At 43.6% G+C, this 15,440-nt stretch carries 11 protein-coding genes; 8 read left to right on the top strand and 3 right to left on the bottom strand.

All coding sequences use genetic code 11. The annotated features are described in order from the left end of the window. Positions 1-38 precede the first annotated feature (38 nt). The 4 genes from glmM to OQY15_RS13625 all read left to right on the top strand — a co-directional run bounded on the left by glmM (position 39) and on the right by OQY15_RS13625 (position 5,346). Positions 39-1,427, top strand: coding sequence for a phosphoglucosamine mutase (glmM, locus tag OQY15_RS13610; RefSeq protein WP_265792321.1), 1,389 nt, complete (start codon positions 39-41; stop codon positions 1,425-1,427). A gap of 5 nt (positions 1,428-1,432) precedes the next feature. Next, positions 1,433-2,581 carry a cysteine desulfurase family protein gene (locus OQY15_RS13615; protein WP_265792322.1) on the top strand — a complete coding sequence of 383 codons (1,149 nt, stop codon included), beginning with the start codon at positions 1,433-1,435 and terminating at the stop codon, positions 2,579-2,581. An 86-nt stretch (positions 2,582-2,667) separates the two neighbouring features. Beyond that, on the top strand, positions 2,668-2,880 hold the full coding sequence (locus OQY15_RS13620; protein WP_265792323.1) for a hypothetical protein: 213 nt from the start codon (positions 2,668-2,670) through the stop codon (positions 2,878-2,880). A gap of 168 nt (positions 2,881-3,048) precedes the next feature. Further along, positions 3,049-5,346: a GH92 family glycosyl hydrolase gene (locus OQY15_RS13625; RefSeq protein WP_265792324.1), complete on the top strand. Its 2,298-nt coding sequence runs from the start codon at positions 3,049-3,051 to the stop codon at positions 5,344-5,346. Between the two features lie 275 nt (positions 5,347-5,621). On the opposite strand, the gene accD is transcribed toward OQY15_RS13625, so the two are convergent. After that, positions 5,622-6,467 (bottom strand): acetyl-CoA carboxylase, carboxyltransferase subunit beta, encoded by an 846-nt coding sequence (accD, locus tag OQY15_RS13630; protein WP_265792325.1) that lies wholly within the window; start codon positions 6,465-6,467, stop codon positions 5,622-5,624. A 140-nt stretch (positions 6,468-6,607) separates the two neighbouring features. On the opposite strand from accD, the gene fbaA reads away from it, so the two are divergent. From fbaA to OQY15_RS13650, 4 genes are all read left to right on the top strand, one after another. Next, positions 6,608-7,687: a class II fructose-bisphosphate aldolase gene (gene fbaA, locus OQY15_RS13635; RefSeq protein ID WP_265792326.1), complete on the top strand. Its 1,080-nt coding sequence runs from the start codon at positions 6,608-6,610 to the stop codon at positions 7,685-7,687. Between the two features lie 65 nt (positions 7,688-7,752). Then, positions 7,753-8,769 (top strand): hypothetical protein, encoded by a 1,017-nt coding sequence (locus OQY15_RS13640; protein WP_265792327.1) that lies wholly within the window; start codon positions 7,753-7,755, stop codon positions 8,767-8,769. Further along, entirely contained in the window at positions 8,732-11,020 is a 2,289-nt protein-coding gene (locus OQY15_RS13645) for a hypothetical protein (protein WP_265792329.1), read from the top strand. Before OQY15_RS13640 ends, OQY15_RS13645 begins: the two co-directional genes overlap by 38 nt. An 84-nt stretch (positions 11,021-11,104) precedes the next feature. After that, positions 11,105-11,527: a GNAT family N-acetyltransferase gene (locus OQY15_RS13650; RefSeq protein WP_265792330.1), complete on the top strand. Its 423-nt coding sequence runs from the start codon at positions 11,105-11,107 to the stop codon at positions 11,525-11,527. Here the strand turns inward: OQY15_RS13650 and OQY15_RS13655 are convergent. Together OQY15_RS13655 and secDF are read right to left on the bottom strand one after the other, a co-directional pair. Further along, complete coding sequence (locus tag OQY15_RS13655; RefSeq protein WP_265792331.1) at positions 11,517-12,365, bottom strand: hydroxymethylglutaryl-CoA lyase; 849 nt, start codon at positions 12,363-12,365, stop codon at positions 11,517-11,519. The two genes, OQY15_RS13650 and OQY15_RS13655, sit on opposite strands and share 11 nt — an antisense overlap. A gap of 95 nt (positions 12,366-12,460) precedes the next feature. Then, positions 12,461-15,412 carry a protein translocase subunit SecDF gene (secDF, locus tag OQY15_RS13660; RefSeq protein ID WP_265792332.1) on the bottom strand — a complete coding sequence of 984 codons (2,952 nt, stop codon included), beginning with the start codon at positions 15,410-15,412 and terminating at the stop codon, positions 12,461-12,463. Positions 15,413-15,440 lie beyond the last annotated feature (28 nt).

Consider the following 15,440-nt stretch of genomic DNA (forward strand, 5'->3'; position numbering starts at 1 on the left):
TTAATTTTTGTATTTTTGAAAACTAAAATTTACAGCATTTGACACTCATAAAATCTATCTCCGGAATCAGGGGAACAATAGGTGGAATCGCCGGTGACGGACTCACACCAATTGATATCGTAAAGTTTACTGCAGCCTATGGTTCATGGGTAATCCAAAATACTGGCATCAGAAAAATCGTTCTTGGCCGTGACGCACGGATCTCCGGAGAGATGGTGAATAATCTGGTTACAGGAACGCTCCTAGGATTGGGCATCGAGGTAATAGACCTGGGGCTATCCACTACGCCTACAGTAGAAATCGCTGTTCCTATGGAAAAAGCGGGCGGAGGTATTATCCTCACGGCCAGCCATAATCCCAAACAATGGAATGCCCTGAAGCTGCTAAACGAAAAAGGTGAGTTTATCAATGATGCCAATGGCAAAGAGGTGCTGGACATCGCTGAAAAATCTGAATTTGCATTTGCCGATGTGGATGACCTGGGAAAGGTAACTTATGATGACACTTATCTGCAGAAACATATAGATGCAATCCTGGCCTTGCCGCTGGTAGATGTGGAGCTGATCAGGAAAGCTGATTTCAAGGTGGTGATCGACTGTGTAAATTCTACCGGAGGGATCTTTATTCCGGCGCTGCTGAAAGCATTGGGTGTAAATACTGTTTATGAATTGTACTGTACGCCGGATGGGGAGTTTCCTCATAACCCTGAGCCACTGCCGGAAAACCTGACGGAGATTTCGAAGGTGGTACAGGAAGAAAAGGCTGATCTGGGGATCGTGGTGGATCCGGATGTGGACCGCCTTTGCTTTGTAGCGGAAGACGGCTCTATGTTTGGTGAGGAGTATACGCTGGTAGCCGTGGCTGACTATGTGTTAAAAAATACACCGGGAAATACGGTTTCCAACTTATCTTCAACACGTGCATTGAAAGATGTAACAATGTGGGCAGGTACAGAATATCATGCTGCCGCGGTAGGTGAAGTCAATGTGGTAAACCAGATGAAAGCGGTAAATGCGATTATCGGGGGAGAAGGAAACGGTGGTATCATCTATCCTGAACTGCATTATGGCAGGGATGCGCTCGTAGGGGTTGCTTTATTTCTAACGCAGCTGGCACAATCAGGTAAATCGGTATCCGAGCTGAAGAGCAGTTACCCGAGTTATCATATATCGAAAAATAAAATCACACTCACACCAGAAATGGATATCGATGCGTTATTGATAAAGGTACAGGACAAATACAAAAACCAGCCTAATACTACTATTGACGGGTTGAAGATTGAATTTGATAAGGAGTGGGTACACTTGCGCAAGTCGAACACCGAACCGATTATCCGTATTTACAGTGAAGCGGAAAACGAAGCGGTAGCCGAAGGCCTCGCCAGTCAAATTATCGCTGATATCAAAGAAATACTAAATTTGAATTAATACAGATGGACAGAATCTATTTAGACAATGCTGCAACTACGCCCCTGGATAAAAGGGTGATCGCAGAGATGGTTCATGTGATGGAGAACTTTTATGGTAATCCCTCTTCAATTCATGCGCAGGGCCGTGAGGTACGCACGCTGCTCGAAAAGGCCAGGAAGACGGTGGCAGGGTTGCTCAATGCAGTCCCGGCCGAGATTTTCTTTACTTCAGGTGGCACCGAAGCTGATAATATGGCCATACGCTGTGGGATTGCTGCATTCGGTATCAAACATGCAATTACTTCTAAAATAGAACACCATGCTGTAGAACATACGATGGACCAGTTGCTGAAAGACGGTACCATTGATAAACTAAGCTATGTCAATATTGATCATAAGGGAGCAATCAATTATGACCACCTGGAACAGTTGCTGCAGGAGAATCCGCGTTCTATGGTCTCGCTGATGCATGCGAACAATGAATTGGGTACACTCACAGATGTGGAAAGGGTAGGAGAGATCTGCGAAAAATATGATGCCATCTTCCATAGTGATACGGTGCAGACCATGGGGCATTATGTTCATGATGTAAGAAAATTAAAGGCGCATTTTATCGTTTGTGCAGCACATAAACTTCATGGCCCTAAAGGGGTAGGGTTTATCTATATCAATCATAATATCAAAATTAACCCGCTGATCTTTGGAGGTGCGCAGGAACGCAATATGCGTGGCGGTACCGAGAATATCTATGGTATTGTGGGACTGGCGAAGGCGCTTGAACTGGCCTATGCGGATATGGAGCAGCACCAGAAGGAGGTGCAGGAGCTGAAAAGCTATATGAAAGAAAAGTTGCTGGCAGAAGTGCCGGGCATTGGCTTTAACGGGGAAACAGAACCGGAAAAAAGCTTGTATACAGTATTGAATGTTTGTTTCCCCGAAATGGAAATGTCGGATATGCTGTTATTCAATCTGGATATCAATGGTATTTCTGCTTCAGGTGGCAGTGCATGCTCTTCGGGTTCTAACATCGGTTCACATGTACTTACTGCTATCGGGGCCGACCCGAACAGGCCATCAGTGCGTTTCTCTTTCTGCAAACACAATACGAAGGAGGAGATCGACTATGTGGTGGAGAAGGTCAGACAGATCGTAGAACAAAATGTAGCTGTCTGAGCTGTTTAAAGAATTGTGACAAACAATTTGATTTTTTTGCCTGTTGTTATAGTAATCTACTTATTTTTTACTAAAAACCAAAAGTTATGATTACTCCTGAAGAACACAACAAAGACGAGGAAAACAAAAAAACAGTATATAAAGAAACTACTACGGATGAGAATGATGAACTCAGCAACGGTGAAACATCATCAAGCGCTGGTTCCGGTTCATCCGCATTCTCAAACACACCGGAAAGGAAAAACAAACCTCTGGGCTCCGGACATGAACCGGGGGTTACACCAGGCAGGGATTTCTAAAGTTAAGAATCTATAAATGAGAGGCTGTATAATCTACAGCCTCTTTTTTTTGTAAATATTATAGTACTAATTTGTGCGGCCCCATATTTCTGGTACATTAGAGGTTGAAGATTTGCTAAAACGTTTTTAGTTAGAATAAACCTTTAATTATTAATAAACACAAATATTATGATGAAACACTTCTTATCAGTGTTGTTTATCGCTGCCGCGATGCCGGCTTTAGCGCAGAAAACAGATAAGATCAGTGATCCTGTAGAATGGATTAACCCCCTGATGGGTACTGCTAGTAAACCTGATCTGTCCAATGGTAATACTTATCCGGCAATCGCCCTCCCATGGGGAATGAATTTCTGGACTCCTCAAACAGGAAAGATGGGCGATGGCTGGGCATATACTTATGATGCTGATAAAATCAAGGGATTTAAGCAAACACACCAGCCTTCACCATGGATGAATGACTATGGTCAGTTCTCCGTAATGCCGGTAACGGGTAAATTAAGATTTACTCAGGATGACAGGGCAAGCTGGTTTTCGCACAAGGCCGAAGTGGCAAAGCCATACTACTACAGTGTCTACCTGGCAGATGCCGATGTGACTACGGAAATCACACCTACGGAACGCGCTGCACAGTTCCGCTTTACTTTTCCTAAATCTGACAGCTCCTATGTAGTTGTAGATGCTTTTGATAAGGGTTCTTATATCAAGATCCTGCCAAAAGAAGGAAAAATTATAGGTTACAGTACAAAATATGCAAGAGGCCCGCTACCTAACTTCAAAAACTATTTTGTGATGTATTTTGATAAGCCTATCACTTCTGCAAATACCTGGCATGGAAAAACGCTTGCCAAAGATACGCTCGAGCTGCAAAGCGACCATTCAGGTGCGATCATAGGTTTCAAAACGGCCAAAGGGGAGCAGGTGAATATGAAAGTTGCTTCCTCGTTCATCAGTGTTGAACAGGCAGATCTTAACCTCAAAAGAGAACTGGCGAAAGACAGCTTCGAAACTACAAAAGAGAAAGCAAAGGCTACCTGGAACAAAACTTTGAGCAGGATCGCTGTAGAAGGCGGAACAGTAGATGAGACACGTACTTTCTATTCAAGTCTGTACCGTACGCTTTTCTTCCCCAACAAAATGTATGAGATCAATGCCAGCAACAAGGTTGTTCACTGGAGCCCTTATACAGGTAAAACCTTACCGGGATACATGTTTGCAGGAACAGGTTTCTGGGATACTTTCAGGGCACTTTATCCTTTCCTGAACCTGGTTTATCCTTCGATCAATAAAGAGATGCAGGAAGGCCTGATCAACGACTACAAAGAAGGTGGCTGGCTGCCGGAATGGTCGAGTCCTGGTTATGCCAACATCATGGTGGGTAACAACTCTGCCTCGGTAGTTGCTGACGCCTATATCAAAGGTATGCGCGGATATGATATCGAGAAACTATACGAAGCTTTAAAACATGGAGCGAACAATGAAGGTCCTATCGAAGCTGTGGGCAGGGCAGGAGTAAAGTACTATAACGAACTCGGCTATGTACCATTCGACGTACAGGTGAGTGAAAACGCGGCCAGAACTTTGGAGTATGCTTATGACGACTTTACGATCTATCAGCTGGGCAGGGCATTAAAGAAACCTGCTTCAGAAACCGGTCTCTACAAAAAGAGAGCGATGAACTACAAGAACCTTTTCGATCCTTCTACCAACCTGATGCGCGGAAAGAATAAGGATGGCTCGTTCCAGTCGCCCTTTAACCCATTCAAATGGGGTGGTGCCTTTACCGAAGGAAACAGCTGGCATTACTCATGGTCTGTCTTCCAGGATATCGACGGGCTTTCGAAGTTAATGGGTGGAAAGGATCAGTTTGTGAGTAAACTGGATTCAGTGTTCTCTTTACCTCCAATTTTTGATGATAAAGAATATGGTTTCGTGATCCATGAAATCCGTGAGATGCAGATTGCCAATATGGGGCAGTATGCGCACGGAAACCAGCCTATACAGCACATGATCTACCTGTATAACTATGCGGGACAACCCTGGAAAACTCAGTACTGGGTAAGGGAAGCGATGAACAGGCTGTATAAAGCTACGCCTGATGGATACTGTGGTGATGAAGACAACGGGCAGACTTCGGCCTGGTATGTATTCTCCTCTTTAGGTTTCTACCCGGTAACGCCGGCAGTAGACCAGTACGTATTGGGTGCACCGCTATTCAAAAAGGTGACGCTAAATCTTGAAAATGGAAAACAGGTAGTGATCAATGCGCCGTCAAATAGTGCGGATAACCGTTACATCCAGTCGATGAAGTTCAATACACAGGATTACCAGAAGAACTGGATCAGTCACTCAGAACTGTTAAAAGGTGCTACCTTAGATTTTGATATGTCTGCACAGCCGAACAAAAACAGAGGAACTGCTGAAAGTGCTTATCCGTACTCATTATCTACGGATCCTACTGCTAAGTAATCCGCTGAGGGTTTATCCTTAATTGCAAAAAAGAATCTTCTGTATCAAGGCTGCCTGCTGCTGAAACGCAGCAAAAGGCCTCGATACAGAAGACTTTTTTTTTATGCAACAGATATGTATGGGTTGAGGGTTAGTACACCCTGCCTAGGATAAACTAAAAAAAAGGCTGAGTCAGAGTCCGGCCTAGCGTTCTTTTGCGTAGCAAATTAATGCAGCCGGACTCTGACTCAGCCTTTTTTTTGCGAAGCATTGGAGATTCTGGACAGCTTTGCAGTCTAGTTTTTCACCATCTTCAGGAAAGAAGCCAGCTTTGCCTTCATCTCTCTTCTGTCTACAATAAAATCAAGGAAACCATGCTCCTGCACAAATTCAGCAGTCTGGAAACCTTTAGGAAGATCTTTTTTTATTGTTTCTTTAATTACCCTTGGGCCGGCGAAACCGATCAGTGCACCCGGCTCAGCGATATTGATATCGCCCAGCATGGCGTATGAAGCTGTAACCCCACCAGTGGTAGGATCGGTCAGCAATGAAATATAAGGGATCTTTGCCTGACTCAGTAAAGCCAGCTTGGCAGAAGTTTTTGCCATCTGCATCAATGAGAATGCCGCTTCCATCATCCTTGCGCCGCCGGATTTAGAGATCATCAGGAAAGGAATTTTGTGTTTGATACTGTAGTCGATTGATCTCGCAATCTTTTCGCCCACTACCGAACCCATAGAGCCTCCGATGAAGTTGAAATCCATACAGGCAATTACCAGGTCTTCACCTTCAATCTTTCCTACACCTGCACGAATAGCGTCTCTTAAGCCTGTTTTAGACATGGTGTCTACCAGACGGTCAGTATAAGGTTTGCTGTCAGTAAAGTTCAGCGGATCGCCTGAAGTTAAATTCGCAAAAAGTTCTGTAAACTCATTGTTATCAAATAATACCTGGAAATATTCTTTAGATCCTACTCTTAAATGATAGTCACAGTAGTGACAAACATACTTATTTTCTATAAGGTCAGCGCTGTGTAAAGCCTTCTTGCAGTTAGGACACTTGTTCCATAAGCCGTCAGGCGCTTCTTTTTTCTCTTCCGTCAGCGTGCTGATCCCTTTTTTTTCTCTCTTAAACCAAGCCATGTTATTCTTTGAAAAATGCGATTACAAAGAAACGAAAAAAAATTAGAACAGTTTAGCCTAGATTAAGGTAAAATAATCGTTCATTGATTTGCCCGGCCTGATATTTTTCCTAACTTCGGCAGATATAAAATCTAATAACAATGAGTTTAAAAGGCTATAAAGGCGTAATTTACGGAGATGCCCTTCAAGAACTATTCGAACAGGCGAAAAAACATCAATTTGCATTACCAGCAGTTAATGTTACCGGTACAAATACGATCAATGCAGTTATGGAAACTGCTAAAGCGGTGAATTCACCAGTGATGATTCAATTATCTAACGGTGGCGCGCAATTCTATGCGGGTAAAACCTTAAATAATGACAACTTAAATGCATGTGTCCTTGGTGCGGTATCAGCAGCAAAACACGTTCATTTATTAGCTGAGCATTATGGTGTTGCTGTAGTATTACACACAGACCACGCTGCTAAAAAATTATTGCCATGGATTGATGGTTTGTTAGACCACGGGGAGAAATTCTTCGCTGAAACAGGTAAACCATTATTTTCTTCGCATATGCTTGACCTTTCTGAAGAGTCAATCGAAGAAAACATGGAGATCTCAGCAAAATATTTAGCTCGTATGGCTAAATTAGGCATGACGATCGAAATTGAGCTGGGTGTTACAGGTGGTGAAGAAGACGGCGTTGATAACAGCGATGTAGACAGCTCTAAATTATATACACAACCTTCTGAAGTAGCTTATGCTTACGAAGAATTGAGTAAAGTAAGTGATAAATTTACTATCGCTGCTGCTTTTGGTAATGTTCACGGTGTTTATAAGCCAGGAAACGTTAAACTTCAGCCAGTGATCTTGAAGAACTCACAGGATTTCGTAAAAGAGAAATTTGCACTTACGGCTGAGAAACCTATCAACTTTGTATTCCACGGTGGTTCAGGTTCTACTCAGGAAGAAATCAGAGAAGCAATTTCGTATGGTGCCATCAAAATGAACATTGACACTGATATGCAATGGGCATTATGGGAAGGTATCCTTGAATATTACAAGAAAAACGAAGCTTATCTTCAGGGCCAGATTGGAAACCCTGATGGAGAAGATAAACCTAACAAGAAGTTTTATGATCCACGCGTATGGTTACGTAAAGGTGAAGAAACTTTTGTTACGCGTTTAACTCAGGCTTTCGAAGATTTGAACTGCAGAAATGCAAGTGACAAATTGTAAGTAAAATAAAAGATAGAAAAGCGTCTTCATTCATTTGAAGGCGCTTTTTTTTTACCTTTATCGGGATGATCAGGACTCTTTTATGCTGTATTTTACTGCTCGTGATGGGCAGCTGCAAAAAGCATGGTCAGGTACACACTGCTTTTTATTACTGGAAAACAGTGCTTCAGCTAAATGATATGGAGACTGAACTGCTACATACTGCTGCGGATAAGCAACTGTATCTCCGCTTTTTTGATGTAGTATGGAATGAACAAGCCCGGCAAAGCCTGCCTGATGGTCTGCTTGCTGTGAAACAGTCTTTAAGAGGAATCCATATCACGCCGGTAATTTATATCACGAACCAGGCCCTGACATATACCCGTCCGGCAGAAACAGACAGCCTCGCTGCTAAAGTCAACCGCCTGCTCAGCCGGCTTACTTCGGAACAGGGGATCCAATACCAGAATGTTCAGATTGACTGCGACTGGTCGGTATCTACCAAAACCACATACTTTGCCTTTCTGCGTGCCTTTAAACGGTACAGTGGCAAAAAGCTGGAAGCTACTATTCGCTTACACCAGATCAAATACCCTGAACGCACAGGTGTCCCTCCGGTAGATAAGGGTTTGCTCATGTTTTATAATATGGGAAAGATCTCGGCAGACCTCAATGCCCCAAACTCCATTTATAATGAGAAGGATGCAACGGCCTATACTGCTGCCATTCCTTATTATCAGCTACCGCTGGATGTGGCCCTGCCTGTATTTTCCTGGGCGATTCAGATCAGGGAGGGCAAAATACAACAGCTCTATGCAAAGCTCGGCATGGCCGATCTATCCAATCCTGCAAATTTTCGACCGGTATCCGCTCATGTCTTTAAAGCACTCAAAAGTTTTTATCTGAAAGGCCTTTACATAAAAAACGGCGATTTGTTTAAATTTGAAGGTATGGATGCCGAAAGCCTTGAGCAGGCAGCGAGGCAGGTTTCGAAATACCTCGCTCCCATGGAAAACCGGCATATCATTTACTATGAAATCTCATCAACCAGTTTATTACCCTTATATGCAAAAGATATTAAAGAAATTTCTGCTCATTTTTAGTTTTTCACTGATCAGCGCCGCCGGTATTGTCTGGGCTTGTGGTGGGGGCGACTGGGATGAAGCGGACTATTCTAATTTCGCACCCGAGGCTTTTGTCGACCGACAATATTCGCCATTTTTTTATAACAGCTGGCAAAGTTATTACGGTACGGATGTAAATGATAACAGCAATACCAGGTATAACCGGCAGGTGGTAGAGGAGTGGGATGGTCACCTGAAAAATAAGGTTGCAGTAAAAGATGTGAACACCTTGTTGTTTACGGCAAGCTATGGCGGCATCGACTCGGCATATCAGTATTTCAAGGGGAAACTCAGCGCTCTCCCAGCAACATTGCCGGATTTGAAAACATCAGGCCTGAGCAAAAAACAGGGAGAAACCTTCTTCAGCTATCTCTTGCTGGCCAAACAGTGTGAACAGTTTGCCGTATCCAATACTACCTATTACTGGGATGAGAAAGTTCCTCTGGTTACACCAGCACCCGAAATTAAAGGCTCGCTTGAGAAAGCCTTCAAAAAAAGCCGTGATCCCTTTGTCAAACAACGCTACTGGTTCCAGCTGCTACGTTACGCCTATTTTGAGGAGCTACCGGCACTAAAGGCCGACAGCAGTGCCGGACCAGACAACAGCGGCCTGGTGACATTGTTCAGGCAACATGAGAACAGCTTTCCGAAAAATAGTATGTACTATCGTTCATTGGGCTACCTCGCCGGACACTACTACAAACGCCAGGATTATGCCCAGGCCAATTACCTGTATAGCCTGTGTTATAACTTCTCTTCGGAAATGAAGATCCCCAGTAAATGGAGCTTCCATCCGCAGAATGAAAAGGATTGGGCCGGTAGTCTGGCGCTGGCTAAAAACAATGAAGAGAAAATTACCCTTTGGCAGATGCTGGGCACCGTGCATGACGAAAACAGGGCAATAGAAAACATCTACCTGCTCAATCCGAAGTCAGAAAAACTGGATCTTTTGCTGAGCAGATTGATCAACAGGATAGAAGTTCCGAGTTTTGATTCCGTGATGGATACGGGAGCACGCCCAAAAATAAAGGCTGAAGATCTTGCGCTGACAGGCAGAATTGCTGCAAAGGGAGATACCCGGAAACCATGGTACTGGAATATGGCAGCAGGCTATCTGCATGCACTGAACGGCGATTATGTTCCTGCCGCAAAATATTACGCACAGGCGAAATCGCAGTTACCGGCGAATGACCGCCTGCTCGAAGCCCAGTACCGCTTGCTGCACTGGAACCTGACACTGAGCAGCCTGAAAAATATAGATGGCAAAGCCGAGAGCAGTATGATTGCAGATCTCAACTGGCTGGCCGACCTCAGGGATCAGAAGGATACCGTTGCGAATCTGAGGTATCAGCGTGCCCTCTCTGAAAGCATCAGGATTTTGTCGGCCCGATACAAAAAACAGGGCGCACTGATCAAAGCAGAGTGTTTCCAGTCGGGTACTGCATTTTATGCCAATGATAAAAATATTGAAGCCATGAAAGCGCTGCTGAACAAAAGCAGCAAAACCGAATTTGAAAAAACAATGCTTCGCTATTATCCATATGACCTGGCCGACCTGCATTATCAGCAGGGATTAATGCTGACCTACCAGGAAAAAACCGATGCGGCGATCAGCTCCTTTGAAAAGGCCGGTAAGAGTGCAGCACAAGACATGATGGCCAATCCTTTTAACAGCAGGATCAATGATTGTCACGATTGCGACTTTCAGGCTGTGCAGACCAAAAAGTATACTCCGCTGACACTGCTCAGAACAATCAAAACCATACAGTCGGAAATTGCTGCGGGAAAAAATCTCTATACCAACAATCTGCTGCTGGGAAATGTCTATTACAACATCACCCATTATGGCAATGCCAGGGACTTCTATCAACGGGAGATTACGGTTTTCAGTTCTACTTCTCCGATGGATATTCCAAAGGAGTTCAGACCGGTATTTACGTCATCGGCCCTGGCCGAAAAATATTACCTGAGGGCTGGGTTGGCTGCAAAAACGAATGCACAAAAGGCAAAATGTACTTTTCTGGCTGCCAAGTGTGAACGCAACGCGATCTATAATGACCTGTATAATGAACCCGCCAATCAGAAAAAATACTACTGGGAATTCGACTTCAGCACCGCTTATGCAGCAAAGTATTTTGCCGAGCTTAAAAGTAAGTACAGGAACACAGCGTTTTACAATGAAATCATCCAGGAATGCGGTTATTTCAGAAGTTATGTCAATAAATTTTAGCAGATTCATATCGCCCTTTAATGATGATATTTTCAAACAAGAGGGCGATATTCATTGTTCCACATAAACCAATCAAAGAGCACCATGGAAATACTGCAGGTTAACAAGATCAGAACAAAAGAAGAACTCGAAAGCGCATTTGTTGTCCGCCGTAAAGTCTTTGTTGAAGAACAGGGAGTGCCTGCAGAACTGGAGCTGGAAAATGAGGATGTCTCAGTCCACTTTCTGGCCCTGCTGGACAACCAGCCCTGTGGTGCCTGCCGTTATCGTAAAACTGATAAAGGATACAAACTGGAGCGCTTTGCAGTATTACCTGAATTCCGTGGTAAAAGAGTTGGACTAGCTATGGTTGCTGCGGTGCTGGATGATATTCCTGATGATGACCAGCCGATTTACCTGAATGCGCAGAGTGATGCCGTAGGCCTTTATACCAAATTTGGCTTCGCGATCGAAGGGGAACAATTTGAAGAAGCCGGTATCCAGCATTTCAGAATGGTTAAGCAATAAAAATTCCTGAGGACAATACCAAAGCGTGCTGTAGTTTGGAATGATCCAGATGCAGCTGCTCTCCCTGTTGCTCCAGATAGGCTATAACGTCTTCTGTGGCCATATTACCTGTCAGGTCGTCCTTTGCCATCGGGCAACCCCCAAATCCTCTCAGCGCGCTGTCAAATCGCTTGCATCCACTGTGGTAAGCAGCTTCAATCTTTTCAAGCCGGCTCCCCGGGGTACTGTGTAAATGCAGGCCGATCTCCGTTTCAGGAAAACTTTTTGTCAGCATGGGTAACAGTTCATTGATCTGTGCCGGGGTAGAAACACCAATGGTATCTGACAGTGACAAAATCTTTGTGCCCTTGTCCACCAATGCTGCGGCCCATTCTTCAACAATTGCAGAGCTATATTCATCTCCGTAAGGATTTCCAAAACCCATAGATAAATAGATCACAGCTATTTTCCCATGGCGGTCGCACAATTCCAGCATTTGCTCAACTGTCGTCATTGATTGTAATATGCTTGAATTCGTATTTCGCTGCTGGAAGGTCTCAGAGATTGAAAAAGGGAAACCGACATACCTGATCTCCGGGAAGTCCATTGCTTCTTCTGCGCCTCTGAGATTGGCTACAATCGCCAGCAGCTGCGTAGCTGTATTCCCCAGGTCGAGCTGCGCCAGTACTTCTTTAGTATCGTTCAGCTGGGGGATAGCTTTCGGTGATACAAAACTTCCGAAATCAATCGTATCAAAACCTGTCTGCAGCAGCAGGTTGATATATTTTGCTTTGAGAGCTGTAGGAATAAACTCATGTATTCCCTGCATTGCATCGCGCGGACACTCAATCAACTTCATAGCTTGTTTGGTTAGGCTGCCAATTTAAATCAAAAATATGAGAATAAAAAAAGGCTTCCTTTTTGGGGAAGCCTTTCAGATATGTTAAGTACTGCTTAGTTCAGTTTTGGTTTCTTTTGTCCCAGGTCGATAACGATAGGAGTAGAGATACACAGTGAAGAGTAGGTACCAATGATACGTCCGATCAGTAAGGCGAAGATAAACCCGCGGATACTCTCACCACCGAAGATGAAGATCACCAATAATACAAAGAATACTGTCAGTGAGGTCAGAATGGTACGACTTAAAGTACTGTTCAGTGCAAAGTTGATCAGTGTATTGCGTTCTTCGCCATACAGGTCATCTTTACCTGCTTCAGCAAGTTTCTCACGTATACGGTCAAATACAACAACTGTTTCAGTCATCGTGTACGACATTACCGTCAGGATCGCTGCGATAAAGTCTTGTCCGATTTCCAGGGAGAATGGTAATACGCCATCCAGGATGGTATAGAATGATAATACCAGTAATACGTCATGGAACAATGCGATAACAGCACCCAGACCATAATTCAGTTTCTTAAACCTTACGATGATATAGATAAACATCACCAGACAAGAGAACAGAATTGCACCGTAAGCACTGTATACTAAATCACTTGCGATGATCGGTCCAACTTTCTGGTTACTTTCGATGCTGTATTTAACACCAGTTGTAGCCAGGCCAGCTCTGAGGGCATCTTCTACCAGCTTATCAGCACCAGCATCCTGGTCAGTGATATGGTAAGTAGTAGTGATTTTTAAGTCTTGATCATTACCGGCAGTTTTAACCTGCAGCTCTTCATTTTTGAAGCTTGGAGCAAGTTTCTCTTTCACATCTTCAGTATCCATCGATTTATCGAAGTGAACGATGTAAGTTCTTCCTCCTTTAAAGTCGATACCCAATCTTAAACCACCGTTTTTAAAGTAAAATACGATACCTAAGACAATGATGATCGAAGAAATTGCATAATATAACTTTCTGCGTCCAACAAAGTTGAAAGCGATATCCTTGAAAGCGTGGATTGTGGCTTTATTACCGAAGGTAATGTTTGCGTTTTTGTTCAGTAAAGCATCAAAAACTAAACGTGAGATCAATACCGCGCAGAAAAGTGAGGACAGGATACCGATACATAATGTAGTTGCAAAACCCTGTACAGGTCCGCTACCAAAAACGTAAAGGATGATACCCAGGATCAGGATCGTCACGTTTGAGTCGATGATCGAAGGCATTGCATGTTTGAAACCTTCAGAGATTGCCGCTGCTGTGCTCTTACCGTGGTTTAATTCTTCCCTTACACGTTCAAAGATCAGGATGTTCGCATCTACCGATAAACCGATTACAAGAACGATACCAGCGATACCAGGTAATGTCAGTACAGCACCCAGTGAAACCAGGATACCCATGATGAAGAACAGGTTGATCACCAATGCAAGGTTAGCTACCCATCCCGCTTTGTTGTAGTACAGTGCCATGAAGATAAGAATCACCACGAAGGCAAGTACGAATGACAGTAAACCGTTGTCAATTGCTGCCTGTCCTAACGAAGGACCAACTACAAACTCACCAACGATACGTGCCGGAGCTGGCAGTTTACCTGCTTTTAAGATGTTCGCTAAATCCTGAGTTTCGTTTACAGTGAAGTTACCTGTGATCGAAGAGATACCGTTAGGGATTTCGTTCTGCACAGTTGGAGCAGAGTAAACAGCATTGTCAAGGACAATAGCAATTGCTTTTTTATTGTTTGCATCAGCAGAAGCTTCAGCAGTAATTTTTTTCCATTTCTGAGCACCTTCGCCAGTCATGTACATGGTCACTTCAGGTTTACCCTGCTGATCGTAATCATGACGTGCATCGCTGATTGCCTCACCACCTAAATCTGGTTTTCCATCAGGGTTAACAGATTTGATCGCGTACATTTCAAAAACTTTAGTACCATCCATCGGTCTAACGCTCCACATGAATTTCATGCTTTGCGGAATGATGGCAGCAACTTCAGGAGTTCTGAAGTAAGCGTTTACTTTTGCAGTATCTTTTTGAGCTACCCATCCAACAGTTGCTCCCGGACGTAAAGCAGGTTGTCCGTTTTCACCCTGATAAGTAGGGATATTTAAAACAGCAAACAGTGGGTTGGTTTTTGCAAGTTCTTTAGTTTTCAGGTCTACAGAATCTTTACCTGTAGATTTGTTGGCAAGGTTAGCGAGAGCGCTTCCTTTTTTCGCTGATGTATCAGCAGCTGCTGTAGTTGCAGTAGTATCTTTTAAAACTGTAGACAAAGTTTTGTTGATATTCTCCATGATCGAGTAAACCTCTTCATTTTGATATACCTGCCAGAATTGTAATTCTGCCGAACCTTGTAATAATTTATGAACCCTTTCTTTGTCCTGCACACCTGGCATCTCGATCAGGATACGGTTAGTACCTTCCTGTTTCTGCATGTTAGGGCTCACTACACCAAATCCGTCGATACGGCTTCTGATGATGATGAATGAACGGTCGATAGCACTGGCAGCTTCTTTTTGTAAATAAGTTTTTACTTCAGCATTGCTCGCATTGGCTTTCAGCTGTTGCGCGTTATCCTGGTTAGAGAAGAAATCTGCAAGTTTTACGTTAGGGCTGTTTTTCTCAAAGTCATTTACAAACAAAGTGATGAAATCTTTACCACCTGCATTTAACTGCGTTTGTGCGCTGGCTAATGCTTTGTTAAAATTAACATCGTCAGTATTGTTGGCCAAAGATTTTACCAGTTCACCCAACGAGATCTCCATCGTTACGTTCATACCACCTTTAAGGTCAAGACCAAGGTTGATTTCTTTTCCTTTACAGAACTGATAATCAAACCCTAAAACCGGATAAACAGGCACAGCTGCCATAGAATCCAGATAAGCTTTTTCTTTAACGAGGTCACCTTTGGCATACGCTTTAGCGTCTTTTTCTACCTTCGATGTAACGAGATTGAACGAGAGTGAATACACACAGACAATACCTAGAAGTATTGCCATAAATTTAATGAAACCTTTACCTTGCATTTTTGTTTGTAATTATTTGTATGCTGTA

This window comes from Pedobacter sp. MC2016-15 (genome assembly GCF_026239695.1).
GTDB lineage: Bacteria > Bacteroidota > Bacteroidia > Sphingobacteriales > Sphingobacteriaceae > Pedobacter.

Excerpts from the sequence above, each read along its gene's own strand:
- OQY15_RS13615 (WP_265792322.1), top strand. The coding sequence starts at position 1,433 with ATGGACAGAATCTATTTAGACAATGCTGCAACTACGCCCCTGGATAAA.
- OQY15_RS13620 (WP_265792323.1), top strand. The coding sequence starts at position 2,668 with ATGATTACTCCTGAAGAACACAACAAAGACGAGGAAAACAAAAAAACA.
- OQY15_RS13625 (WP_265792324.1), top strand. The coding sequence starts at position 3,049 with ATGATGAAACACTTCTTATCAGTGTTGTTTATCGCTGCCGCGATGCCG.
- accD (WP_265792325.1), bottom strand. The coding sequence starts at position 6,467 with ATGGCTTGGTTTAAGAGAGAAAAAAAAGGGATCAGCACGCTGACGGAA.
- fbaA (WP_265792326.1), top strand. The coding sequence starts at position 6,608 with ATGAGTTTAAAAGGCTATAAAGGCGTAATTTACGGAGATGCCCTTCAA.
- OQY15_RS13640 (WP_265792327.1), top strand. The coding sequence starts at position 7,753 with ATGATCAGGACTCTTTTATGCTGTATTTTACTGCTCGTGATGGGCAGC.
- OQY15_RS13645 (WP_265792329.1), top strand. The coding sequence starts at position 8,732 with ATGCAAAAGATATTAAAGAAATTTCTGCTCATTTTTAGTTTTTCACTG.
- OQY15_RS13650 (WP_265792330.1), top strand. The coding sequence starts at position 11,105 with ATGGAAATACTGCAGGTTAACAAGATCAGAACAAAAGAAGAACTCGAA.
- OQY15_RS13655 (WP_265792331.1), bottom strand. The coding sequence starts at position 12,365 with ATGAAGTTGATTGAGTGTCCGCGCGATGCAATGCAGGGAATACATGAG.
- secDF (WP_265792332.1), bottom strand. The coding sequence starts at position 15,412 with ATGCAAGGTAAAGGTTTCATTAAATTTATGGCAATACTTCTAGGTATT.